This is a genomic window from Hydrogenophaga flava NBRC 102514, assembly GCF_001571145.1.
GTDB classification, from domain to species: Bacteria; Pseudomonadota; Gammaproteobacteria; order Burkholderiales; family Burkholderiaceae_C; genus Hydrogenophaga; species Hydrogenophaga flava.
In genome coordinates, this window is record NZ_BCTF01000026.1 from 51,450 (window position 1) to 73,810 (window position 22,361).

Below are 22,361 nucleotides of genomic sequence, written 5' to 3' on the forward strand. Positions count from 1 at the left end.
TCCTTAGCTCGTCAATGGACGGATCAGTACGTGCCGGTCTTTTTGAAGTCGGCGATGGCGGCGGCGAGCTGGGCTTCGGCTTCCTTGTCCTTGTCCAGCGCCTTGCCTGCTTCCATCTTCTGCAGCAGGGCGGCGTGCTTGTCCTTCAGGAAGGCGTGCAGACCGCTTTCGAACGACAGCACTTTCTTGACGTCGATGTCGTCCAGGTAACCCTTGTTCACGGCGTACAGAGTGGCGGCCATCAGGCTGATGGACAGCGGCGCGTACTGGGCCTGCTTGAGCAGTTCGGTCACGCGGGCACCGCGGTCCAGCTGCTTGCGGGTGGCTTCGTCCAGATCGGAAGCGAACTGCGCGAAGGCGGCCAGTTCACGGTACTGGGCCAGGTCGGTACGGATACCGCCGGACTGCTTCTTGATCAGGTCGGTCTGCGCAGCGCCGCCGACGCGAGACACGGAGATACCGGCGTTGATGGCGGGGCGGATACCGGCGTTGAACAGACTGGTTTCCAGGAAGATCTGGCCGTCGGTGATCGAGATCACGTTGGTCGGCACGAAAGCGGACACGTCGCCGGCTTGCGTTTCGATGATGGGCAGTGCGGTCAGCGAACCTGTCTTGCCCTTGACTTCACCCTTGGTGAAGGCTTCGACGTAGTCGGCGTTCACGCGGGCAGCACGCTCGAGCAGACGGCTGTGCAGGTAGAACACGTCGCCAGGGTAGGCTTCACGGCCTGGCGGGCGGCGCAGGAGCAGCGACACCTGACGGTAGGCCACGGCCTGCTTGGACAGGTCGTCGTACACGATCAGGGCGTCTTGACCGCGGTCGCGGAAGTACTCGCCCATGGTGCAGCCGGAGTAGGCCGACAGGTACTGCATGGCGGCCGATTCGGAAGCCGAGGCAGCGACCACGATGGTGTAGTCCATGGCGCCGGCCTGTTCCAGAGCGCGCACCACGTTCTTGATGGACGACGCCTTCTGGCCGATGGCGACGTACACGCAGGTCATGTTCTGACCCTTCTGGTTGATGATCGCGTCGATCGCCACAGCGGTCTTGCCGGTCTGGCGGTCGCCGATGATCAGCTCGCGCTGGCCACGGCCGACGGGCACCATCGAGTCGATCGACTTCAGACCGGTCTGCACCGGCTGATCCACCGACTTACGGGCGATCACGCCAGGAGCGACCTTCTCGATCACGTCCGTCATCTTGGCGTTGATCGGGCCCTTGCCGTCGATCGGCTGACCCAGGGCGTTGACCACGCGACCCACCAGCTCGGGACCGACCGGCACTTCCAGAATGCGGCCCGTGCACTTGACGGTGTCGCCTTCTGAGATGTGCTCGTACTCACCCAGAATCACGGCGCCGACGGAGTCGCGCTCGAGGTTCAGGGCCAGACCGAAGGAAGGCACGCCGTCCTTGTTGGCCGGGAACTCCAGCATTTCGCCCTGCATCACGTCCGACAGGCCGTGCACGCGGACGATACCGTCGGTCACCGACACCACGGTGCCCTGGTTGCGCACATCGCTGGACGCGCCCAGACCCTGGATGCGGGACTTGATCAATTCAGAAATTTCGGCGGGATTGAGTTGCATGACTCTTTCCTTCTTTCATTAAATGGGATGAGGGCGCGTCCGAGCGGCGGAGAAGACGGCGTCAAGCCGTCAACGCAACTTTCATTTGTTCCAGGCGGGCCTTGATGGAGGTGTCCAGCACTTCGTCACCCACCACCACACGCACGCCACCGATGAGCTCGGGCTGCAATTGGACTTGCAGGTTGAGCTGGCGCCCGAAGCGCTTCTCCAGCACACCCGACAACTCGGCCAGTGCAGACGGTTCGATGTCGAAGGCGCTGTAGACCACGGCATCAAAGCGGCCCTGCTGGGCGTTCTTGAGCACGCGGAACTGGGCAGCGATTTCAGGCAGCGCCGCGACGCGACCGTTCTCGATCACGGTGCGCAGGAAGTTCTGGCCCATCTCCGGCAGCGCGTTCTTGAGCACGCCAGTGATGACGTCGAACACCTGGGCCGGCGAAGACTGAGGCGCTTCGGCGAACTGGCGCAGCTGCTCGTTACCAGCAACAGCAGCCAGCTCGTCGAGCCAGGAGGCAACGCCCGCAGCATCGGCGCCGGCGGCCTGGAACAGGGCGTCAGCGTAGGGGCGGGCAATGGTGGCGATTTCGGCCATGTTCTACCTTCGTATGCCGGGGTTCAATCGGAACGTGGGCCTGGGGATCAGAGCTCGGTCTTCAGGCGACCCAGCAACTCGGCGTGAACGCCGGCGTTGACTTCGCGCTTGAGAATCTGCTCGGCGCCCTTGACGGCCAGCGCAGCGACTTCCTCGCGCAGGGCTTCGCGGGCCTTGACGACCTGCTGCTCGGCTTCCTGGCGGGCGGCGGCGACGATCTTGGCAGCCTCTTCCGTCGCACGGGCCTTGGCTTCCTCGATCACAGTCTGTGCACGGCGCTCGGCGTCGGCCAGACGGGTGGCTGCCTCATTGCGGGACTGGCTCAGCTCAGCCTCGACACGCTTGTTGGCCACGGCCAGTTCGGACTTGGCCTTCTCGGAAGCGGCCAGACCTTCGGAAATCTTCAACGCACGCTCATCGAGCGCCTTGGCAATCGGGGGCCACACGAATTTCATCGTGAACCACACCAGGATCGCAAAGACGATGGCCTGCGCAAAGAGGGTTGCATTGATGTTCATCGCAACGCCTTTCTGTGTGTGAACGGGAGTGGAGACGCAATTGCTGCGGCACCGACGGCATCCGGAAGGAAGGGGCGATGTTCATCGCCCCACCGCATGCCGCCGTGCACGGCAGCAATACCCATTAAGCCAGCTGGAAGGGGTTGGCGAAGGCGAACAGCAGGGCGATGGCCACACCAATCAGGAAGGCGGCGTCGATCAGACCGGCCAGAATGAACATCTTGGTCTGCAGGTCGTTCATCAGCTCAGGTTGGCGAGCGGAGGATTCCAGAAACTTGCCACCCATCAGGGCGATACCGATAGAGGCGCCAATGGCACCCAGGCCGACGATAAGACCGCAAGCCAGAGCAACCAGACCCAGAACGTTTTCCATGATGACTCCTTAAGAGATTGAGAGTTGAAAAGAAAGGAAGGAACCGAAAGAACTAGAGAGCGAGGTGAAACCGCGCAACTTAGTGAGCGTCATGCGCTTGACCCAGATAAATCAGGGCCAGCATCATGAAAATGAACGCCTGCAAGGTGATGACCAGAATGTGGAACAAGGTCCACACCGTGCCTGCGATCAAGTGTCCGACGAAGAAAAGCCCACCCGAGAGCGAGAAGGCGGCGAAACCACCCAGCAGCGCAATCAGCATGAACACCAGTTCACCCGCGAACATGTTGCCAAACAACCGCATGCCGTGCGAAACCGTCTTCGCCACGAACTCGATCATTTGCATCAGGAAGTTGGTCACGCCCAGCAGCAGTGCCCAAACAGGATTTTTGGAGGTACCAAACGGAGCCGTCACCAGCTCGTGCGCCCAGCCACCCAGGCCCTTGATCTTGATGTTGTAGAACAGGCACATCAGCAGCACGGAGACCGACAGGCCCAGCGTGGTCGACAGGTCGGCCGTCGGGACCACCCGCAGATATGCGTGATGAGGATCGTGACCGGTCGCAGCGTAGTACTCGGTCCACAGGCGGGGCAGCAGGTCCACCGGCAGCATGTCCATGAAGTTCATCATGAAGATCCAGCAGAACACCGTCAGCGCCAGAGGAGCCACCAGCTTGCGGCTGTTGGCGTTGTGGATCACGCCCTTGGCTTGGCTGTCGACCATCTCGACCAGCATCTCCACCGCAGCCTGAAATCGGCCCGGCACGCCGGCATGCGCCTTGCGCGCCGCCAGCCACAGCATGAAGCAGACAAAAGCACCCAGTACCGAACTGAAAACCACCGAGTCGATGTTGATCACCGAGAAGTCAACGATGAACCCTTGCTTGTGGTTCGTCAGATGGGTCAGGTGGTGGCGGATGTACTCACCAGGGGTAGGACCGATACCTTCAGCAGCCATGTTCGTTGCACCAATCAACGGAAATTAATGTGGGCGCCTGACTTGGAACCACAGCCCAAACCAGTACACCTTCAGCGTCAAAACCAACCCGGCCAGCAAACCCAGCCAACTGAGATCAGGGACCAGCGCCGGCGCCGACCACAGCATGGCCACCACCAGCAACACCTTGACTCCTTCCCACAGCAGGAAGCCAGCAAACGTGGCCCGCAAATACCCCGACATCAGACGGGACAACGCACTGGAGGTCAGACCGTAGGCCATCAATGCCGTCGGAATGAACACCGAAGCCGCGCCGTAGAGCACCGACAGGGCCAGCGACATCTGGCGCGAAAGCATCCAGACCAGCAACCCCGACACCGCCCCCACCAGCACCTGCACCCCCACCAGACGCCAGACAGATAGTTCCGGCTGACCAGCGCGCCACTGCTGCGCCTGTTCACGCGTCAGTGGCTTGAATTCGGGTTCTTGCTCCCCATCTTCCCATCCATGACCCGATTTGGACTCTGTCTGATCGGCCGGCAACGGCGGCCCGTCTTTGTCGGGCCCGGGCATTGTCGGCATGGCAGATTACAAACGGTTTACAAGGTGTGCGAAGGTTCGCAAAGCCTCTCATTATACGTAGAAACCCCAAACCAACGTCAACCGCTCTTGCGCTGACCAGTGACTTGCCGCGCACGCCCATAATGGTGCGCCTTCCTCGGGCAGGCCTCTGACGGCCCCGTGCCTTCGGCCACTTGTGCCGGAGGATGACCTGAAAAATTCTCACTTTGACGCAGCCAGTGACGAACCCGTGCTGTGTACGCACCATGGACCTGCCACGAGACATCCCGCCCGAACAGTCGCTCATCGAGTACCCCTGCCGATTTCCCATCAAGGTGATGGGGGCCAACGTCGAGGGCTATGTGTCGGCCATGGTCGCGGTGGCGCGAGCCTTCGACCCCGGCTTCGACGAGACCACCGTCGAGCACCGCCCGAGCAAGGCAGGCAACTACCTGGGCCTGACGCTCGCGGTGCACGTCACCAGCCGGGAACAGCTCGACGAGGTGTACCGCACCCTTACCACGCACCCCATGGTCAAGGTCGTCCTCTGATCCGCCCATGATCGTCCATCCGCTGGGGCGCGTGGACTACGCGCCCACCTTCGACGCCATGGTGGCCTTCACCGAATCGCGGTCTGCACAGACACCCGACGAGCTGTGGGTCTGCGAGCATCCGCCGGTGTTCACACAGGGCCTGGCGGGCAAGGACGACCACCTGCTGGCGCCAGGCGACATTCCGGTCTTGAAAACCAACCGCGGTGGCCAGGTGACCTACCACGGCCCCGGTCAGGTCGTCGCCTATCCACTGATCGATCTGCAGCGCGCGGGGTACTTTGTCAAGGAGTACGTCTACCGCATCGAAGAGGCGGTGATCCGCACGCTGGCCCACTTCGGCGTGACCGGTCACCGTGTCGGGGGCGCCCCAGGCATCTACGTGCGGCTTGACGACCCCTCCGGCCACGCCCCTCTGCCTCAGAGGCCGCAGAAACGCACAGAAGGCTCGCCAGCCCCGGAACCCGATTTCAACGGTCTCGGCAAGATCGCAGCGCTTGGCATCAAGGTCAGCCGGCACTGCACCTACCACGGTGTCGCACTGAACGTAGCCATGGACCTGCAGCCGTTCTGGCGCATCAACCCATGTGGTTATGCAGGCCTGCAGACAGTCGACCTTTCTACAATAGGGGTCGCCGTTTCATGGGATGAAGCGGCCCAGGTGCTGAGCAACCAGCTTGGCGCCCTCCTCGGCCCCTGACCACCAACGCGCGCCGACCGCGCCCCTGCCATGAACCGCCCCGACACCCCCGCGGCCGACGCCCACACCGTCCGCGAAGCCCAGCCCGCCGCCCAGTACGACGCCACCGCCAAACAGAAGAGCCAGGCCAAGACGGCACGCATCCCGATCAAGATCGTGCCGGCCGAGGTGCTCAAGAAGCCGGAGTGGATCCGCGTCAAGGCCGGCTCGCCCACCACGCGCTTCTATGAGATCAAGGACATCCTGCGCAGCAACAAGCTGGTGACGGTGTGCGAGGAGGCGAGCTGCCCCAACATCGGTGAGTGTTTCGGCAAGGGCACGGCCACCTTCATGATCATGGGCGACAAGTGCACGCGCCGCTGCCCATTCTGCGATGTCGGCCATGGGCGCCCCGATCCACTGGACGTGGACGAGCCGGAGAACCTGGCGAAAACCATTGCTCAGCTCAAGCTCAAGTACGTGGTGATCACCAGTGTCGACCGCGACGACCTGCGCGACGGCGGTGCCGGTCATTACGTCGCCTGCATCCAGCGCACCCGCGAGCTGTCTCCCGGCACGCAGATCGAGGTGCTGGTGCCCGACTTCCGCGGTCGCGACGAGAAGGCCCTGGACATCATGGCCGCCGGCCTGCCCGATGTGCTCAACCACAACCTCGAAACCGTGCCGCGCCTGTACAAGGAAGCGCGCCCGGGCTCGGACTACCAGTTCAGCCTGAACCTGCTCAAGAAATTCAAGCAGCGTTTCCCCGGCATCCCGACCAAGAGCGGTCTGATGGTGGGCCTGGGCGAGACTGATGAAGAAATCCTCGACGTGATGCGCGACATGCGCGCGCACGACATCGACATGCTCACCATCGGCCAGTACCTGGCGCCCAGCGGGCACCACCTGCCGGTGCGGCGCTACGTGCACCCCGACACCTTCAAGATGTTCGAGGAAAAGGCCTACGAGATGGGCTTCACCCATGCCGCCGTCGGCGCCATGGTGCGGTCCAGCTACCACGCTGACCAGCAGGCACACGACGTGCTGAACAACCCCAGGACCTGACGTGGCCGCCGCGCACGACGCTCTGTCGGTGCGCCACTACGGCGCCTCGCCGGGCAGCCACGCGCACGACCACTTCCAGATCCTGCTGGGTCTGGAGGGCGTGCTGGAGCTGGAAGTCGGCGGCCGGGGACAGCGTGTTGGCGCGGGCGACGGGGTGGTGATCGCACCCAGCCTGCGGCACGACTTTGAATCGACCCGGGGCGCCCGCTGCCTGGTACTGGACTCGTCCGATGCGGGTTGGACCCGACTTGACCGCACCGCCCCGTTGCCGGCGACCTTGCCGCTGGCCCGCTATCTGGCGTCGGCCTGCGCATCGGGTCTGGTGCGGGCCCGCCAGCTGGGGCCAGCATTGCTGCTGGAAGCCTGGGCGCCGCCCGCGCTGCCCAGACGCCCCCGGCGCGCCGTCGACTGGCCGGGCATTCAGGCCTGGGCGCTGAAGGCAGCCGACGAGCAGCTGTCGGTGGCCGATCTGGCCACGCGCGCCCATCTCAGCCCGGCCCAGTTCACCGAACGCTGCCAGCAGGAAATCGGCCTGAGCCCCATGGCCTGGCTGCGCGGACTGCGGCTGGACCGCGCGCGGCACCTGCGCGCGCAAGGACTGTCCGTGGCCGAGGTCGCCCGGCGCTGCGGCTACCGCTCCGCGTCCGCCCTCACCGCGGCGCTGCGCAAGCAAGACCATCCGACACCCTTGCACGCCGACGATTGACCCGCGCCGCGCGACGACGGCCTGGCTACGCTCACACAGGCAGATCCTGAGGCGCCATCTTTTCCCAGGCGGCGATGGCCTCGGCCGCATACATCAGCGCCGGACCACCACCCATGTACACGCAGACGGACAGCATCTCTTCCAGTTCGGCTCGCGTGCAGCCCAGCTGCACCAGCGCCTTGACGTGAAAGCCGATGCAGCCCGAACAGCGCTGGGTGACCGCGATCGCCAGCGCCACCAGCTCCTTGTGTTTGGCACTGAGCGCGCCGTCGGTGATGGCCGCCTTGGCCAGCTGTCCGAAGCCGGCCATGGCGGTGCCCTGGCTCTTGCGGAAAGGCGCCAGACTGGTAGTGATGTCGCGCATCAGGTCGTTGTGATTGAAAGTACTCACCGGCAGATCCTGTGAAATATTAATACCCCATGCAGTATCAAAGAAATCATATGTCCCAGACCTTGTTCCTGATCAAGCAACCGGTCGGGAAGGCGTGAGCGAATGAGCGCCAACCTGCTCGCGCTGGGCGCTGTCGCCCTCTGGGGATCTCTGGCCGCACTGGGCGTGGCGCTGTCCCACGTCCCACCCTTCCTGCTGACCGGCCTGTCGCTGCTGATCGGCAGCCTGATCGCCCTGCCGCTTTCGCGCTTCGACTGGCGGCGCTGGCGGGTGCCGCCGGCGACGCTGGCCCTGGGCGTGTACGGCCTGTTCTGTTACCACTTCCTGCTCTTCATTGCGCTGCGCCACGCGCCTCCGGTGCAGGCCAACCTGGTGAACTACCTGTGGCCGCTGGGGATCGTCGTGATGGCGCCCCTGTTTCTGCCCGGCACCACGCTCACCGCGCGCCACATCCTGGCCGCCGTGCTGGGCTTCGGAGGCGCCGCCCTGGCCATCCTCGGGCGCAGCGGCCCGGCCGAGGCCGTCTGGGCGTGGGGCTACCTGCCCGCCGCCGGCGCGGCCTTCATCTGGGCCAGCTACTCGCTGCTGACCAAGCGCGTGACGCCATTCCCGACCGCCGCCATCGGCAGCTTCGCCCTGGTGTCGGGCCTGTTGTCGCTGCTGTGCCACACATTCATGGAACCAGCGGTGTCGCTGACCGCGCAGGACTGGGCGCTGATCGCCCTGCTCGGTCTCGGGCCGCTGGGCGGTGCCTTTTTTCTGTGGGATGCGGCGCTCAAGCGCGGCGACGCACGGCAGATCGGTGTGCTCAGCTTCCTCACACCGCTGCTGTCCACGCTGACCCTGCTTTGGGTGCGCGGCGAGGCACCGAGTCTGTCGGTGGGGATGGCCGCGGCCCTGATCATCGGTGCGGCGGTGCTGGCCACGCGGCGGCCGGCCGCCTGAGCGCTCAGTCGGCCATCAGCGCGGCCGGGTCTTCGGCCGCCAGCACGCTCTGCGCCCAGGCCGCCAGCTTGCCGGTGTCGCAACGCAAGATCTGCTGCTTGACGGCCAGGATCTGCGAGGGGTGCATAGAGAAACTGCGCAGGCCCAGCCCGAGCAGCAGGCGCGTCATGCCGACGTCACCCGCCATCTCGCCGCACACGCTCACGCTCTTGCCCTGCGCGCGGGCCTGCGCGATGGTGCTGGCCACCAGGTGCAGCACCGCCGGGTGCACCGGGTCGTAGAGGTGGGCCACCGCCTCGTCGGCACGATCGATCGCCAGCGTGTACTGGATCAGGTCGTTGGTGCCGATGGAGAGAAAGTCGAAGTGGCGCAGGAACAGCGGGATCGTCAGCGCCGCGGCAGGCACCTCGATCATGGCGCCCAGCCGCACCGGGCCGTGGACCACGCCCAAGGCGTCGAGCTGTGCCCGCGCCTTGTCGACCAGCGCCAGCGTCTGGCGGATTTCGCTGGCATGGGCCAGCATGGGCACCAGCAGGTTGATGGGGCCGAGCGCCGCCGCCCGCAGGATGGCGCGCAGCTGCACCAGGAACATCGCCGGGTCGGCCAGGCTCCAGCGGATCGCGCGCAGGCCCAGCGCCGGGTTGAGGTGGTCCTCGCCGGCGCGCACCGGGGCGCGGTCCAGCGGCTTGTCGGCGCCGACATCGACCGTGCGGATCGTGACCGGCAGGCCCTGCATGCCTTCGACGGCCCGGCGGTAGGCGGCGTACTGTTCCTCCTCGTCGGGCAGCTTGCCGTTGCGCCCCATGAACAGGAACTCGGTGCGGAACAGTCCCACGCCCACGGCACCTGCCTTGAGCGCCGCAGCGGCGTCTTCGGGTTGCTCGATGTTGGCCAGCAGCTCGATCTTCTGGCCATCCAGCGTGATGGCCGGGGTGTTCTTCAGACGCGAGAGTCGCTCGCGCTCGACCTCGCCCTGGCGCTGCTTGAAGCCGTACTCGGCCATCAGGATGGGCGATGGATCGACGATCACCACCCCGGCATCGCCATCGATGATGACCCAGTCGTCCTGATCGATGAGGTGGCTGGCCGAGCGCGCACCGACCACCGCGGGAATGTCCATGCTGCGCGCGACGATGGCGGTGTGGCTGGTCTTGCCGCCCACGTCGGTGACGAAGCCTGCGAACACGCTCTGCTTGAACTGCAGCATGTCGGCCGGCGACAGGTCGTGCGCGATCAGCACCAGAGGCACGTCGACCGAGGGATCGAACAGCGTGCCGCTGGGTCCGCCCTCTGCGGCGGGCGGCAGCGGCGCGGAGACCGGAGAGGCGACGCCCCGCATCATGCGCAGCATGCGCTCGACCACCTGTTCCAGGTCGGCCTTGCGCTCGCGCAGGTACGGGTCTTCCATTTCGTCGAACTGGCGCGCGATCACCTCCAGCTGGGTGGTCAGCGCCCACTCGGCGTTGTAGTGGCGCTCGGTGATCCAGTGCTTGACGCCGCTGGTGAGCTGCTCGTCCTGCAGCAGCATCAGGTGCACATCCAGCAGCGCGCTCAGCTCCGGGTGCGCGTCTTGCGAACCCAGCCCGTCCAGGCTGGCCTGGACCTTCTCGATCTCCTCGACCACGCCGTTGCGGGCCCGCCGCAGGCGCTGGATCTCGGCCTCGACCTGGTCGGGTTTGACGAAGTAGTGGGCGACGTCGATGCGGCTGGACGCCACGATCACCGCCCGCCCGATGGCAATGCCCCGGGAGACCGCCAGACCGTGGACCGTGAAGCTCACTCGCCTTCCCCGAACTTGTCGTTGATCAGCGCCACGATGGCGTCCATCGCGGCCTGCTCGTCCGGGCCGCTGGTCTCGATCTCGACCAGGCTACCCACCCCGGCCGCCAGCATCATGACGCCCATGATGCTCTTGGCGTTGATGCGGCGGTCCCCCTTGGACATCCACACCTCGCACTGGTGGCTGCCGGCCAGCTTGGTGAGCTTGGCCGAAGCGCGGGCATGCAGGCCCAGCTTATTGCTGATGGTCGCGGTGGTCTTGATCATGTGTGGTTCTTCTCGCCTGATTTTGTGGTGCCGTCACGGCCACCTGGATCACGCCCTGCGTGGCCCCCACCATCGCGCGCGAGACCAGCGCGTCCAGCGACTCGTGCCGGTACGACACGGTGCGCAGCAGCATGGGCAGGTTGACGCCGGCGATCAGCTTGGAGTGCACGCCATCGACCAGCTTGTGCGCCACATTGCAGGGTGTGGCGCCGAACACATCGGTCAGCACCAGGGTCTGCGGCGTGTCCAGCTGCCGCATGAGGATGCGCGCCTGGGCCAGCGACTCTTCGGGGGGAGCATTGGGCATGACATCCAGGGCCGACACCGCATTCGCGCTGTCGGGGAACACGTGCAGCACGCAGGCCCGCAGGGCCGAAGCCAGCGGCGCGTGCGCAACGATGAGGATGCCGTTCATCCTTCGGAGTTTATCCCCCGGGGGCCGCGCGCTGGCGCCGGTATCCGAGCAGGAAAACCCCATAGGCCGAGGCGCAGCACAGCCCGAACACGGTGATGGCGCCGCGAAAGCGGGCCACCGTGTCCCAGCCCAGCAGGGCGAAGGCATCCACCAGACCGCCGATCGCCCACTGCACCAGGAACACCCCCGCGAAGATCACCAGGTTGTAGGCGGACAGCGCGCGCCCGGCCGCGGCAGCAGGCAACGCCAGCGCCACCGCAGGCTGGGACAGCGAGACGAAGGTGCTGCTCACGCAGAACGCGGCCCACAAGGGCCAGCCGGCACGGGGCCCCAGAACGACGATGGACACCAGCACCACGAAGCTCAGGGGCAGCCCCCAGGCGATCAGCCGCTCGGCCGGAATGCCCCGCCGCGACAGATGGGGGTTGACCATGCCCCACAGCCAGAAACTCAGCAGCATGCAGAGGTTGATCGCAAACAGCCCGAAGGCCGCGCTCTGTGGCGTGTAGCCGGCCACCTGCACCATCCAGGGCCCGGCCCACAGGGTCTGCACCGCGACCATGCCGCCGTAGTTGATGAAGCCGATGGGCGCCAGTTGCCGGAAGTAGGGGTGGCGCCAGATCGCACCGTAGCCCGACGCTTCGGGCGCGGCCACCACGGCTGAGGGCTCCTTGCGCCAGCGCGGCACCAGAGCCGCCAGCACCAGCATGGACAGCAGCACCAGTGCTGCCAGCGACCAGAACAGCCCACGCCAGCCCAGCACGGGCATCAGCCACTGCACCGGCAGGGTGGACGCCACCATGCCCAGAGACCCGGTCATCAGCATCCAGGAGTTGGCGCGCAGTTGCGTGGCTGGCAGCAGCCAGCGGCGGTAGCCGGTGAGCGGCGCCATGAGGCAGGCGCTCACGCCCATGCCCGTGAGCACGCGGGCGGCCAGCAAACCAGAAAAGCTGGTGGCCATGGCAAAGGCCGCACAGCCCAGCACCGCCACCCCCAGGAAGGCCAGGATCACCCGCCGCGGGCCGAAACGATCCAGCCACGAGCCCAGGGGGAGCTGGGTCAGCGCAAAGCCAAAGAAGTACCCGCCGGCCAGCAACCCGAGATCGCTCGCCTGCAGCGACAGCTCGGCACTGAGCACGGGCGACAGGGTGGCGGTGACCGCGCGGATCAGCGCCGACAGGAAGTACGCCAGCGCAAAGGCCAGAAACACCGAAACCGCCACCAGCGGTGGCAACAGGTCGTCAGCCTGTGAGGCTTTCACCGGCGTCATGGCGCGGCGAGGCCCAGCCCGGCGAAGAATGCCTCCCGGGCGCCGGCGTCCAGGCGGGCGCCATAGACCGCGGCCTGGAATACCTGTGTCCCGCGGGCAAAGTACGCTGCCTGCATGAGCACCGGCTGCCCCTGGGGATCGGTGCCCCGGGCCTGCACACCCTGCGCCTGCGGCGCGCCCTTGACCTCAACCGCCCAGCTCAAACCGGGATCGTCCGGCGAAGCCGCCGCCACCCGGAGCGTCTGGAGGCTTGCCACACGCCAGGCCGCCAGCGCGGCGGGCACCTGGTCGGCCCGGCCCACGTCGGCCCAGGCCAGAGCGAACCGCATGCCACCGGTCTCGCAGGCCTGCATGTGCAGTTCCACCGGCGTCCCCAGCATCGGCACCGGACGGCTGGCGCCCTCCGGTTTGCAGGGCATCAGCGCACGCAAGGGCGTACCAGCGACCGGCCACTCGCGCCAGTTGAACGTGGGACTGCAGGCCCCAAGGGCCAGCAGCGCCGCCAGGCCGGCGGCGCGCAAAGTGTGCAACAAAGAAGTCTCCGGAAGGCGCGGCGGTGTGATGCCACCACGGAGGGGTCGAGGCCCTGGGAAAGCCTCGGATGGTATCTGCATCCGCGACCCGCCCTGTGCGTCCGAAACGGTTGGAGGAATGCAGCAATCGGGGTATCTTCCGATGGGCGCCAACATACCCCCCTGAGTTTTCAATGAACAACCCCGGCCATTCATCCGCCCTCCCCACTCCCACCTCGCTGCGAGGCAGCGCCCAGGCGGCGGCGGCGCGTGGCGAGCCGCTGGTCGTGATGACCAGCCTCGCCGGTTGTCCGTACTGCGATCTGGTGCGCAACCACCACCTGCTGCCCATGCTGCGACAGGGACAGCTGCATGCCGCCCAGCTCGACGTCCGCGACCGCACCAGCAACCTGCAGGGATTCGACGGATCGATGACCACACCCGCCGAACAGACCAAGACCTGGAACGCCCGTTTCGCACCCACCGTGCTGTTCCTGGGCGCCAAAGGAGAAGAGCTGGCGGAGCGGCTGGTCGGCGTGGCGGTGCCGGATTTCTACGGGGAGTACCTCGACGCCCGCCTGCAGCAGGCCCGCGCCCGTTTGCGCTGAACCGGTTGCGGGATCGGAATGAACTCCCGGACAATTGGACGATCAGACCGCCATCCCGAAAACTTCCCTGTGCCCATGATGTCCATTTCGTTCTTCCGCCGCCGCTCGCTTGCCGCCCTTCTGGTCACTGCAGCGCTGGGGCTGTCCGGCTGCGCGTCCGGTGACGAGGCCCCTGCCTCCAGCTTCGTGCTGCTGGACGGCACCACCACCACCACCGCCGACCTCAAGGGCAAGGTCACTCTGGTCAATTTCTGGGCCACCACCTGCGTCACCTGCGTCAAAGAGATGCCATCCCTGGTCAGCACCCACCAGAAGTACAAGGACAAGGGGTACGAAACCATCGCTGTCGCCATGAGCTACGACCAGCCGGCCTGGGTGGCCAACTACGCCCAGTCGCGCCAGCTGCCGTTCAAGGTGGCGCTGGACAACACCGGCGAGCTGGCCAAAAACTGGGGTGACGTGAAGCTGACCCCGACCACCTACCTGGTCGACAAGCAGGGACGCATCGTCAAGCGCTTCGTCGGTGAGCCTGACTTTGCCGCGCTGCACAACCTGATCGAGGATCTGCTCGCCAAGAGCTGACCGCGCGAGAAGTGTGCTGACAGCAAAAAGGGCTGGCTCCCCACGGGAGCCAGCCCTTTAAGTTTCAGAACATGATTGAAGTGTCTGCTCACTCCTTGCGGAATGCATCGTGGCAGGCCTTGCAGGTTTTGGCGGATTCGCCAAACGCTTTCTTCAGGTTGTCCAGATTGCCCGTTTTGGCAGCCGCATTGAGCTGGGCCACCGACGCCATCATGTCGTCCGACGCCTTCTTGAACTTGGCGCCATCGGTCCAGATTTCCGGCTTGGCGCGGGTTTCTCCCTTGTCAGAACCGGCCACGAACCCGGCCCAGGGCAGCTTGCTCATGGTTTCCACGATCGCCGCGTTCTCTGCCGCCACCTTGGCGTCGAACGGCGCCTTGTCGCTGGCCATGGCGCCGAGGCGTCCAAAGTGAGCGGCCATCACCGTGAGCGCTGCCTTGCGGTACTTGACGGCATCTTCCGGCTTCTGGAACTGGGCCATCGCGGGCACGGACAGTGTGGACACCACGGCCGCCAGCGTAAGTGAAGCAAGCAATTTCATGAGGACTCCTGCGCAGGGTTGATTGGATTGACAGACACGTAACCAAACAGGTTACCTGAGCCGGGAGTGGTCCGCGTGGGAAAAAGTTCCGCAGGAACCCGGGTGCGTGTATCTTCTCTACCTGTTCTTCGCGTCAACACCCGGTCCTCACCATGCATACCATCCGCGTCTGGGATCTCCCAACCCGCCTGTTCCACTGGTCACTGGCCCTTTGTGTCATCGGTCTGGTCATCACGGCCAATCTGGGGGGAAGCTGGATGAACTGGCACGGACGCCTGGGTTACGTGGTTCTCAGCCTGTTGCTGTTTCGCATCGTCTGGGGTTTTGTCGGCGGGCACTGGTCCCGATTCAGCAGCTTCATCTACCACCCTGCAACCCTGTTGGCCTACCTCCGAGGCAACGGCCGGCCGGAACACCGCGTGGGTCACAACCCCCTGGGCATGCTGTCGGTGCTCGCATTGCTCGCGGTGCTGCTCCTGCAGGTGAGCACGGGCCTGTTCGCCGACGATGAGATCGCGTTCACCGGCCCGCTGGTCAGCCTGGTGTCTGGCGACACGGTGAGCCAGGCCACCAGGTACCACAAGTCCATCGGCAAGCTCCTGCTCATCGCGCTGGTCGCGCTGCACGTGCTGGCCATCCTGTTCTACAAGTGGGTCAAGAAGGACAACTTGGTGAGACCGATGGTGGTGGGTGACAAGCAAGTCATGGCGGCACTGCCCAGCGCACTGGACAACACGGCATCGCGGCTTCTGGCGTTGGTTATCTGGGCGGTCTGTGGTGCTGCGGTGTACTGGATCGTCGGCCTGGGTCAGACCAGCTGGGGATGAGCCCCGATTAGCCGACGCCCGGCGCTGTCGTATAGTGCCCGCTCGCCTGCACTGCTCGATACTGCCGATGCCCGACTCACGTCACACCGCCCAACTGTCCCTCCTGCACGCCCGATCGGCCGGAGAACTGGCGTCGGTCCGCTCCCTGTTCCTGGACTACCAGGCAGGACTCGGCATCGATCTCTGCTTCCAGGGATTTGAAGAAGAACTGCGGACCTTGCCTGGGGACTATGCCGAACCATCCGGCGGGCTGTTCCTCGCACAGGTCGGTGGTGCAGCGGCCGGTTGTTGTGCCTTCCGGCCGCTGGCCAACAGCGACCATCTCAACGCTTGCGAGATGAAACGCCTGTTCGTTCGTCCGACTTTCCGCGGTCTCGGTCTGGGCCGGCAACTGGTGGACGCCGTGGTTGTTGGCGCCCAGCAGGCCGGCTACACGACCATGCTGCTGGACACCCTGACCGACATGGAAGCGGCCCGCGCGCTCTACCAGGAAGTAGGCTTCGTCGAGACAGAACCCTACTACCACAACCCCCTGGCCGGCGCGCACTACCTCAAGCTGGATCTGCGCGCCCTGACACTGGGCGGCGCCTGAACGTCAGCCGCGGGCCTGGGCCAGCAGCGTCGCAGCGTCGCTGACCTCGAACTTGCCCGGACCTTCCACATTCAGCGTCTTGACGACACCGTCCTTGACAAGCATCGAATAGCGGTTGCTGCGCAAGCCCATGCCCCGGGCGGTCAGATCCAGCGTCAGGCCGGTCGCCTTGGCGAAATCGGCGCTGCCGTCTGCGAGCATGCGCACCTTGGTGCCTGATTTCTGGTCGCGTGCCCAAGCGCCCATCACAAACGCATCGTTGACGCTCACACACCAGATCTCGTCCACACCGGCCGCTTTCAGGGCGTCGTACTGCTCCACATAACCAGGCACATGTTTGGCCGAGCAGGTGGGCGTGAACGCACCAGGAAGTGCGAACAGTGCGATGGTCTTGCCAGCGCTGGCCTTGACCGTGTCCACCGGGTTCGGACCGATGCTGCAGCCGTTGCCTTCGACTTCGCTGTATTCCATCAGCGTGGCCGCCGGAATCTTGTCGCCAACCTGAATCATGGTGTGTTCTCCTCGTCTGTGGTGACCCGTAGGCCGGAAATGAAAAAAGCGACCGAGATTCTCGGTCGCTTTCGGGGCTTGCGCAGGAATCGGCGCAAACAGGCTTACACCACGGCGGCCTTTTGAACCAGGCGGGTGGCCACCCAGTTCTTGGTCTTGGACAGCGGGCGGCTTTCGGTGATCTCGACCACGTCGCCGAGCTTGTACTCGCCGTTTTCATCGTGGGCGTGGTACTTGCTCGACTTGGCGACGATCTTGTCGTAGAGCTCGTGCTTCACACGGCGCTCGACCAGAACCGTCACGGTCTTGGCACGCTTGTCGCTGACCACCTTGCCGATCAGGGTGCGCTTGAGGGATGTTTTGGCTTCCGTCATTTCGTCACTCCTTACTTGGCGGCGGCGCGTTGCTTCTCGGCCAGGATGGTCTTGGCGCGAGCGATGGAACGGCGGGTGTCGCCCAGCGTGGCGGTGTTGTTGAGTTGTTGCGTGGCCTTCTGCATGCGCAGGCCGAAATGGGCCTTCTGCAGAGACTTCACTTCGGCTTCCAGGCCGGCCACATCCTTCTGGCGCAGTTCAGCAGCTTTCATCTATGTTCTCCTGAATCACTGACCCAGCATGCGCGCCACAAAGGTGGTGCGCAGGGGAAGTTTGGCGGCGGCCAGGGCAAAGGCTTCGCGAGCGAGTTGCTCGGGCACGCCCACGATTTCGTACAGCACCTTGCCGGGCTGGATTTCAGCCACGTAGTACTCCACGGAACCCTTGCCGTTGCCCATACGGACTTCGGCAGGCTTCTGGGAAATCGGCTTGTCCGGGAACACGCGGATCCAGATGCGGCCGCCACGCTTGACGTGACGGGAAATCGCACGGCGTGCAGCTTCGATCTGGCGGGCCGTCAGACGGCCGCGGTCGGTAGACTTCAGACCGAAATCACCGAAGGCCACGGTTGCACCACTGGTGGCGACGCCCGTGTTGCGGCCCTTCTGCTCTTTACGGTACTTGCGGCGAGCGGGTTGCAGCATGTTTATTCTCCTTTGCCGTCCGCAGGTGCCCCTGCGGGTGCGTCTTTGCGAACGCGCTTAACGGCGGGTTTGTCGGTGGCCTCGGCGGGCTTGTCAGAGCCATCGGTCGGGGCGGCGTTGCCACCACGGCGCACGGCGGCGCGGGCAGCCGGACCAGCCGGGCGCTCACGGCGCGGACCGCGGGGACGGCGCTCTTCTTCCGGACGCGGGGTTTCCACCACGGGCGCGTCGTTGCGGCCCAGGGTGTCGCCCTTGTAGACCCAGACCTTGACGCCGATGACACCGTAGGTGGTCTTCGCTTCGGAAGTGCCGTAGTCGATGTCGGCGCGCAGGGTGTGCAGGGGCACACGGCCTTCGCGGTACCACTCAGTACGGGCGATTTCGATGCCGTTCAGACGGCCAGCAGACATGATCTTGATGCCCAGGGCACCCAGACGCATGGCGTTCTGCATGGCGCGCTTCATGGCGCGGCGGAACATGATCCGCTTTTCGAGCTGCTGGGTGATCGAGTCGGCGATCAGCTTGGCATCGATTTCGGGCTTGCGCACTTCTTCGATGTTCACGGCGACCGGCACGCCCAGTTTGGCGGCCAGGTCCTTCTTCAGCTTCTCGATGTCCTCACCCTTCTTGCCGATCACCACGCCCGGACGTGCCGAGTAGATGGTGATGCGTGCGTTCTTGGCGGGGCGCTCGATCACGACGCGCGAAACGGCGGCGTTCTTCAGCTTGCCCTTGAGGTACTCGCGCACCTTGATGTCTTCGGCCAGCATGCCAGCGAAGTCACGATTGGATGCGTACCAGCGGCTGGCCCAGTTGCGGGAAACTGCAAGGCGGAAGCCGGTGGGGTTGATTTTCTGTCCCATATGTCCTCTTGCCTCTTCAGTTGCCAACCGTCACGTAGATGTGACACGTGGGTTTGCTGATGCGGTTGCCGCGGCCCTTGGCGCGGGCAGCAAAACGCTTGAGCGTGGTGCCTTGCTCGACGTAGATCGACTTGACGAACAGTTCGTCGATGTCGGCGCCGTCGTTGTGCTCGGCATTGGCGATGGCGGAGTCAAGGGCTTTCTTGACGATGCCAGCGGCCTTCTTCTGCGTGAACGACAGGATGTTCAGGGCCTGGTCGACCTTCTTGCCACGAATCAGGTCGGCCACGAGACGGCCTTTGTCCACCGACAGGCGCACGCCGCGAACGACGGAGCGGGTTTCTGTACTCATGGTTGGTCCTTACTTCTTGGCTTTCTTGTCGGCCGGATGGCCTTTGAACGTGCGCGTCAGCGAAAACTCGCCTAGCTTGTGTCCCACCATCTGGTCGGTGATGTACACGGGCACGTGCTGCTTGCCGTTGTGCACGGCGATCGTCAGACCGATGAACTCGGGCAGGATCATGGAGCGGCGCGACCAGGTCTTGACAGGCTTCTTGTCCTTGGTGGACACAGCCTTCTCGACTTTGGCGAGCAGGTGGTGGTCAATGAAGGGACCTTTTTTGAGCGAACGAGTCATTTCATCAACCCCTTACTTCTTGCGACGCGACACGATCATCGACTGCGTGCGGCGGTTGTTGCGGGTGCGGTAACCCTTGGTCAGGTTGCCCCACGGATCCACCGGAGCGCGGCCTTCGCCGGTCTTGCCCTCACCACCACCGTGCGGGTGGTCGATCGGGTTCATCGCGGTACCGCGCACGGTCGGGCGGATGCCCATGTGGCGCTTGATACCGGCCTTGCCGATCTGGCGCAGGCTGTGCTCGGTGTTGGAGACTTCACCGATGGTGGCGCGGCAATCCACGTGGATCTTGCGCACTTCGCCGGAGCGCATGCGCACCTGGGCGTAGATGCCTTCGCGGGCCAGCAGCACTGCGGAAGCACCGGCAGAACGGGCGATCTGCGCACCCTTGCCGACTTGCAGCTCGATGCAGTGGATCGTCGAACCGACGGGGATGTTGCGGATCGGCAGGGTGTTGCCCACGCGGATCGGCGACTCGGAACCGGACAGCAGCGTGGCACCGACTTCAACGCCGCGGGGGGCGATGATGTAACGGCGCTCGCCATCGGCGTAGCACAGCAGCGCGATGTGCGCGGTGCGGTTCGGGTCGTACTCGATGCGCTCGACCTTGGCCGGGATGTTGTCCTTGTTGCGACGGAAGTCGACCACGCGGTAGTGGTGCTTGGCACCGCCGCCCTTGTGGCGGACCGTGATGTGGCCGTTATTGTTGCGGCCGGACTTCTGGTGCTGGGGCTCCAGCAGCGGCGCGAAACCGTCACCCTTGTGCAGGTGTTCGCGCGTGACCTTCACCATGCCGCGACGGCCTGGCGAGGTTGGTTTCATCTTGATCACTGCCATGATTAGGCCTCCCCACCGAAGTTGAGTTCCTGACCCTCGGCCAGCGTGACATAGGCCTTGCGCACATGGTCACGGCGACCCACGGTCTTGCCGAAGCGCTTGGTCTTGCCCTTTTGGTTGAGCACGGACACCCCCTTGACCTGGACCTTGAACATCAGTTCAACGGCTGCCTTGATCTCGGGCTTGGTGGCGTCCTGCAGCACCTTGAACAGAACCGCATTGGACTGCTCGGCGGCTTGCGTGGCCTTTTCCGACACGATCGGAGCCACGAGCACCTGCATCAGGCGGCCTTCGTCGTATTTCGTGACGCTCATGCGAACATCTCCTTGAGCTGGTCGATGGCACCCTTGGTCACGATGACCTTTTTGTAGTGCACCAGCGACACCGGGTCGGCGTAGCGCGGCTCGACCACGAGCACGTTGGCCAGGTTGCGCGAAGCCAGGTACAGGTTTTCGTCCACTTCCTCGGCGATGACCAGCACATTGCTCAGGTTCATGGCCTTGAACTTGGCGGCGAGCTGCTTGGTCTTGGGCGAGTCCACCTTCATGGAGTCGACCACGGCCAAGCGGCCTTCACGCACCAGCTGCGAGAAGATGGAGGCCATGCCGGCGCGGTACATCTTCTTGTTGAGCTTCTGGGTGAAGTTTTCGTCTGGGCTGTTCGGGAATATGCGACCGCCCCCACGCCACAGCGGGGAAGACGTCATACCGGCACGTGCGTTGCCGGTGCCCTTCTGCTTGAACGGCTTCTTGGTCGAGTGCTTGACCTGCTCACGGTCTTTCTGGGCACGCGTACCTTGACGGGCGTTGGCTTGGTAGGCCACCACGAGCTGGTGGATCAGCGATTCGTTGTAGTCGCGACCGAAGACGGTCTCGGGCACATCCAGCTTGGACGCAGCCTGACCCTGGTCGTTCAGGAGTTCAACTTGCATCAGTTAGCTCCCTTCTTGGCCTTGACGGCGGGACGGACGGTCAGGAAGCCGCCATTGGCGCCCGGCACGGCACCACGGATCATCAGCAGCTGACGGGATTCGTCGACGCGGAAGATATCCAGGTTCTGGATGGTCTTGGTCTGATCGCCCATGTGACCGGTCATCTTTTTGCCCGGAAACACACGACCCGGGTCCTGGGCCATGGAGATCGAGCCCGGCACGTTGTGCGAGCGGCTGTTGCCGTGCGATGCGCGCTGCGAGCTGAAGTTGTGGCGCTTGATGGTGCCGGCAAAGCCTTTACCAATCGAAGTACCCTGCACGTCGACCTTCTGGCCGGCGGCAAAGATGGCGTTGGCGGCCACGGTAGCGCCCGGCTGGTACTGGGCTGCCACGTCGGCGGCAACACGAAATTCCTGGATGATCTCACCCGCTTCAACACCGGCCTTGGCCAGGTGTCCTGCGATGGGCTTGGTCACACGGGAGGCGCGGCGCTGGCCAAAGGTGACCTGCAGCGCATCGTAGCCATCGTTGGCTTGGGTTTTGACCTGTGTCACACGGTTGTTCGACACATCGACCACCGTGACAGGCACTGCGTCCCCGTCATCGGTGAACAGACGCATCACGCCCACCTTGCGACCCAACAACCCGAGGGAGTTGCTAAGACTCATTGTTTTCTCCGTTCCCGACTGCAATTGGCCGGGGCTGATGGTGCGCAGCCCAATGATCAGAAGACCAAAAGACAAACGCGGTTAAGGGCCAGAAGCCCGAAAAGCCCGCCAGTATAACCAGCGGGCTTTGTTTCTGCAAGCCCGGCCATCGCCGAGCCTGCGCTCTACCCTTACTGCAGCTTGATTTCGACGTCCACGCCGGCCGGCAGGTCCAGCTTCATCAGGGCGTCGACCGTCTTGTCGGTCGGGTCGACGATGTCCATCAGACGCTGGTGGGTGCGGATTTCCAGCTGGTCGCGCGAGGTCTTGTTGACGTGCGGCGAACGCAGGATGTCGAAGCGCTTCATGCGGGTCGGCAGGGGCACGGGCCCCTTGACGATCGCGCCGGTGCGCTTGGCAGTGTCAACGATCTCGGCAGCCGAGGTGTCGATCAGCTTGTAGTCAAACGCCTTCAGGCGGATACGGATTTTTTGCTTGGTAGACATGCGGTTCTCCGTATCTGGTTAGGCAATGATTTTTGCCACGACGCCGGCGCCGACGGTGCGGCCGCCTTCGCGGATGGCAAAGCGCAGACCTTCTTCCATGGCGATCGGGGCGATC

General features: G+C 64.5%; 35 protein-coding genes. 9 read left to right on the plus strand and 26 right to left on the minus strand.

The window, feature by feature from the left end:
• Window positions 1–23: 23 nt before the first annotated feature.
• The 6 genes from atpA to HFL01S_RS20150 form a co-directional block, all read right to left on the minus strand.
• The gene (gene atpA, locus HFL01S_RS20125; RefSeq protein WP_066261903.1) at window positions 24–1,586 is read right to left on the minus strand and encodes a F0F1 ATP synthase subunit alpha; all 1,563 of its coding nucleotides are present in this window, start codon (window positions 1,584–1,586) and stop codon (window positions 24–26) included.
• Between the two features lie 61 nt (window positions 1,587–1,647).
• Window positions 1,648–2,178, minus strand: coding sequence for a F0F1 ATP synthase subunit delta (locus HFL01S_RS20130; protein WP_066261904.1), 531 nt, complete (start codon window positions 2,176–2,178; stop codon window positions 1,648–1,650).
• 47 nt (window positions 2,179–2,225) lie between these two features.
• Complete coding sequence (locus HFL01S_RS20135; RefSeq protein ID WP_066157630.1) at window positions 2,226–2,696, minus strand: F0F1 ATP synthase subunit B; 471 nt, start codon at window positions 2,694–2,696, stop codon at window positions 2,226–2,228.
• A 124-nt stretch (window positions 2,697–2,820) separates the two neighbouring features.
• The gene (atpE, locus tag HFL01S_RS20140) at window positions 2,821–3,069 is read right to left on the minus strand and encodes a F0F1 ATP synthase subunit C (RefSeq protein ID WP_066261906.1); all 249 of its coding nucleotides are present in this window, start codon (window positions 3,067–3,069) and stop codon (window positions 2,821–2,823) included.
• A gap of 79 nt (window positions 3,070–3,148) precedes the next feature.
• Entirely contained in the window at window positions 3,149–4,027 is an 879-nt protein-coding gene (atpB, locus tag HFL01S_RS20145; protein WP_066157634.1) for a F0F1 ATP synthase subunit A, read from the minus strand.
• A gap of 24 nt (window positions 4,028–4,051) precedes the next feature.
• Window positions 4,052–4,588: an ATP synthase subunit I gene (locus HFL01S_RS20150; RefSeq protein WP_245644875.1), complete on the minus strand. Its 537-nt coding sequence runs from the start codon at window positions 4,586–4,588 to the stop codon at window positions 4,052–4,054.
• Window positions 4,589–4,833: 245 nt separating this feature from the next.
• On the opposite strand from HFL01S_RS20150, the gene HFL01S_RS20155 reads away from it, so the two are divergent.
• Genes HFL01S_RS20155 through HFL01S_RS20170 form a run of 4 tightly spaced genes read left to right on the plus strand, consistent with a single transcriptional unit; the run spans window position 4,834 to window position 7,568 of the window.
• Complete coding sequence (locus HFL01S_RS20155; RefSeq protein ID WP_066261908.1) at window positions 4,834–5,118, plus strand: YbeD family protein; 285 nt, start codon at window positions 4,834–4,836, stop codon at window positions 5,116–5,118.
• A 7-nt stretch (window positions 5,119–5,125) separates the two neighbouring features.
• Window positions 5,126–5,818 (plus strand): lipoyl(octanoyl) transferase LipB, encoded by a 693-nt coding sequence (gene lipB, locus HFL01S_RS20160; protein ID WP_066261909.1) that lies wholly within the window; start codon window positions 5,126–5,128, stop codon window positions 5,816–5,818.
• Between the two features lie 30 nt (window positions 5,819–5,848).
• Window positions 5,849–6,862 (plus strand): lipoyl synthase, encoded by a 1,014-nt coding sequence (gene lipA, locus HFL01S_RS20165; RefSeq protein ID WP_066261913.1) that lies wholly within the window; start codon window positions 5,849–5,851, stop codon window positions 6,860–6,862.
• A 1-nt stretch (window position 6,863) separates the two neighbouring features.
• On the plus strand, window positions 6,864–7,568 hold the full coding sequence (locus tag HFL01S_RS20170; protein WP_066261916.1) for an AraC family transcriptional regulator: 705 nt from the start codon (window positions 6,864–6,866) through the stop codon (window positions 7,566–7,568).
• Window positions 7,569–7,599: 31 nt separating this feature from the next.
• Here the strand turns inward: HFL01S_RS20170 and HFL01S_RS20175 are convergent, their stop codons facing one another.
• Window positions 7,600–7,959, minus strand: coding sequence for a carboxymuconolactone decarboxylase family protein (locus HFL01S_RS20175; RefSeq protein WP_066261918.1), 360 nt, complete (start codon window positions 7,957–7,959; stop codon window positions 7,600–7,602).
• A gap of 102 nt (window positions 7,960–8,061) precedes the next feature.
• Between HFL01S_RS20175 and HFL01S_RS20180 the strand changes: the two genes are divergently transcribed.
• Window positions 8,062–8,904, plus strand: a complete 843-nt coding sequence (locus HFL01S_RS20180; protein ID WP_066261920.1) for a DMT family transporter — start codon at window positions 8,062–8,064, stop codon at window positions 8,902–8,904.
• Between the two features lie 4 nt (window positions 8,905–8,908).
• Here the strand turns inward: HFL01S_RS20180 and ptsP are convergent, their stop codons facing one another.
• From ptsP to HFL01S_RS20205, 5 genes are read right to left on the minus strand one after another with little or no spacing between them, the layout of a single operon-like run.
• Window positions 8,909–10,684 (minus strand): phosphoenolpyruvate--protein phosphotransferase, encoded by a 1,776-nt coding sequence (gene ptsP / locus HFL01S_RS20185; protein ID WP_066261922.1) that lies wholly within the window; start codon window positions 10,682–10,684, stop codon window positions 8,909–8,911.
• Window positions 10,681–10,950: an HPr family phosphocarrier protein gene (locus HFL01S_RS20190; protein WP_066261923.1), complete on the minus strand. Its 270-nt coding sequence runs from the start codon at window positions 10,948–10,950 to the stop codon at window positions 10,681–10,683. The genes ptsP and HFL01S_RS20190 overlap by 4 nt, the downstream gene beginning before the upstream one ends.
• The gene (locus tag HFL01S_RS20195; RefSeq protein ID WP_066261924.1) at window positions 10,919–11,365 is read right to left on the minus strand and encodes a PTS sugar transporter subunit IIA; all 447 of its coding nucleotides are present in this window, start codon (window positions 11,363–11,365) and stop codon (window positions 10,919–10,921) included. The genes HFL01S_RS20190 and HFL01S_RS20195 overlap by 32 nt, the downstream gene beginning before the upstream one ends.
• Window positions 11,366–11,375: 10 nt before the next feature.
• Window positions 11,376–12,635 (minus strand): MFS transporter, encoded by a 1,260-nt coding sequence (locus HFL01S_RS20200; RefSeq protein WP_066261926.1) that lies wholly within the window; start codon window positions 12,633–12,635, stop codon window positions 11,376–11,378.
• On the minus strand, window positions 12,632–13,168 hold the full coding sequence (locus tag HFL01S_RS20205; protein WP_157538971.1) for a hypothetical protein: 537 nt from the start codon (window positions 13,166–13,168) through the stop codon (window positions 12,632–12,634). Before HFL01S_RS20205 ends, HFL01S_RS20200 begins: the two co-directional genes overlap by 4 nt.
• 173 nt (window positions 13,169–13,341) lie before the next feature.
• On the opposite strand from HFL01S_RS20205, the gene HFL01S_RS20210 reads away from it, so the two are divergent.
• Both HFL01S_RS20210 and HFL01S_RS20215 read left to right on the plus strand, forming a co-directional pair.
• Window positions 13,342–13,755, plus strand: coding sequence for a thioredoxin fold domain-containing protein (locus HFL01S_RS20210; protein ID WP_066261933.1), 414 nt, complete (start codon window positions 13,342–13,344; stop codon window positions 13,753–13,755).
• A 75-nt stretch (window positions 13,756–13,830) separates the two neighbouring features.
• Window positions 13,831–14,337, plus strand: a complete 507-nt coding sequence (locus HFL01S_RS20215; protein WP_066261936.1) for a TlpA family protein disulfide reductase — start codon at window positions 13,831–13,833, stop codon at window positions 14,335–14,337.
• An 88-nt stretch (window positions 14,338–14,425) separates the two neighbouring features.
• On the opposite strand, the gene HFL01S_RS20220 is transcribed toward HFL01S_RS20215, so the two are convergent.
• Window positions 14,426–14,878, minus strand: a complete 453-nt coding sequence (locus HFL01S_RS20220; protein ID WP_066261938.1) for a c-type cytochrome — start codon at window positions 14,876–14,878, stop codon at window positions 14,426–14,428.
• Between the two features lie 152 nt (window positions 14,879–15,030).
• Between HFL01S_RS20220 and HFL01S_RS20225 the strand changes: the two genes are divergently transcribed.
• Together HFL01S_RS20225 and HFL01S_RS20230 are read left to right on the plus strand one after the other, a co-directional pair.
• The gene (locus HFL01S_RS20225; protein ID WP_066261939.1) at window positions 15,031–15,705 is read left to right on the plus strand and encodes a cytochrome b/b6 domain-containing protein; all 675 of its coding nucleotides are present in this window, start codon (window positions 15,031–15,033) and stop codon (window positions 15,703–15,705) included.
• Between the two features lie 67 nt (window positions 15,706–15,772).
• Window positions 15,773–16,297: a GNAT family N-acetyltransferase gene (locus tag HFL01S_RS20230; protein WP_066261940.1), complete on the plus strand. Its 525-nt coding sequence runs from the start codon at window positions 15,773–15,775 to the stop codon at window positions 16,295–16,297.
• Between the two features lie 3 nt (window positions 16,298–16,300).
• Here the strand turns inward: HFL01S_RS20230 and HFL01S_RS20235 are convergent, their stop codons facing one another.
• From HFL01S_RS20235 to HFL01S_RS24815, 13 genes are all read right to left on the minus strand, one after another.
• Entirely contained in the window at window positions 16,301–16,807 is a 507-nt protein-coding gene (locus HFL01S_RS20235) for a peroxiredoxin (RefSeq protein WP_066261942.1), read from the minus strand.
• A gap of 104 nt (window positions 16,808–16,911) precedes the next feature.
• Window positions 16,912–17,181: a 30S ribosomal protein S17 gene (gene rpsQ, locus HFL01S_RS20240; RefSeq protein ID WP_066261946.1), complete on the minus strand. Its 270-nt coding sequence runs from the start codon at window positions 17,179–17,181 to the stop codon at window positions 16,912–16,914.
• An 11-nt stretch (window positions 17,182–17,192) separates the two neighbouring features.
• Entirely contained in the window at window positions 17,193–17,393 is a 201-nt protein-coding gene (rpmC, locus tag HFL01S_RS20245) for a 50S ribosomal protein L29 (RefSeq protein WP_066157692.1), read from the minus strand.
• Between the two features lie 15 nt (window positions 17,394–17,408).
• Window positions 17,409–17,825 carry a 50S ribosomal protein L16 gene (rplP, locus tag HFL01S_RS20250; protein ID WP_066157696.1) on the minus strand — a complete coding sequence of 139 codons (417 nt, stop codon included), beginning with the start codon at window positions 17,823–17,825 and terminating at the stop codon, window positions 17,409–17,411.
• A 2-nt stretch (window positions 17,826–17,827) separates the two neighbouring features.
• Window positions 17,828–18,688, minus strand: coding sequence for a 30S ribosomal protein S3 (gene rpsC, locus HFL01S_RS20255; protein WP_066157699.1), 861 nt, complete (start codon window positions 18,686–18,688; stop codon window positions 17,828–17,830).
• Between the two features lie 16 nt (window positions 18,689–18,704).
• Window positions 18,705–19,040 (minus strand): 50S ribosomal protein L22, encoded by a 336-nt coding sequence (rplV, locus tag HFL01S_RS20260; protein ID WP_066157701.1) that lies wholly within the window; start codon window positions 19,038–19,040, stop codon window positions 18,705–18,707.
• A gap of 9 nt (window positions 19,041–19,049) precedes the next feature.
• Complete coding sequence (gene rpsS, locus HFL01S_RS20265; protein WP_066261948.1) at window positions 19,050–19,325, minus strand: 30S ribosomal protein S19; 276 nt, start codon at window positions 19,323–19,325, stop codon at window positions 19,050–19,052.
• 12 nt (window positions 19,326–19,337) lie between these two features.
• Entirely contained in the window at window positions 19,338–20,162 is an 825-nt protein-coding gene (gene rplB / locus HFL01S_RS20270; RefSeq protein ID WP_066261951.1) for a 50S ribosomal protein L2, read from the minus strand.
• Between the two features lie 2 nt (window positions 20,163–20,164).
• On the minus strand, window positions 20,165–20,476 hold the full coding sequence (gene rplW, locus HFL01S_RS20275; RefSeq protein WP_066157709.1) for a 50S ribosomal protein L23: 312 nt from the start codon (window positions 20,474–20,476) through the stop codon (window positions 20,165–20,167).
• Window positions 20,473–21,093 (minus strand): 50S ribosomal protein L4, encoded by a 621-nt coding sequence (gene rplD, locus HFL01S_RS20280; RefSeq protein WP_066261952.1) that lies wholly within the window; start codon window positions 21,091–21,093, stop codon window positions 20,473–20,475. The genes rplW and rplD overlap by 4 nt, the downstream gene beginning before the upstream one ends.
• Complete coding sequence (gene rplC / locus HFL01S_RS20285) at window positions 21,093–21,761, minus strand: 50S ribosomal protein L3 (protein WP_066261954.1); 669 nt, start codon at window positions 21,759–21,761, stop codon at window positions 21,093–21,095. Before rplC ends, rplD begins: the two co-directional genes overlap by 1 nt.
• Window positions 21,762–21,931: 170 nt before the next feature.
• Window positions 21,932–22,246 (minus strand): 30S ribosomal protein S10, encoded by a 315-nt coding sequence (gene rpsJ / locus HFL01S_RS20290; protein WP_066157716.1) that lies wholly within the window; start codon window positions 22,244–22,246, stop codon window positions 21,932–21,934.
• 18 nt (window positions 22,247–22,264) lie between these two features.
• Window positions 22,265–22,361: EF-Tu C-terminal domain-related protein (locus tag HFL01S_RS24815; protein WP_084383521.1), on the minus strand; the 97-nt coding region annotated here is incomplete at its 5' end.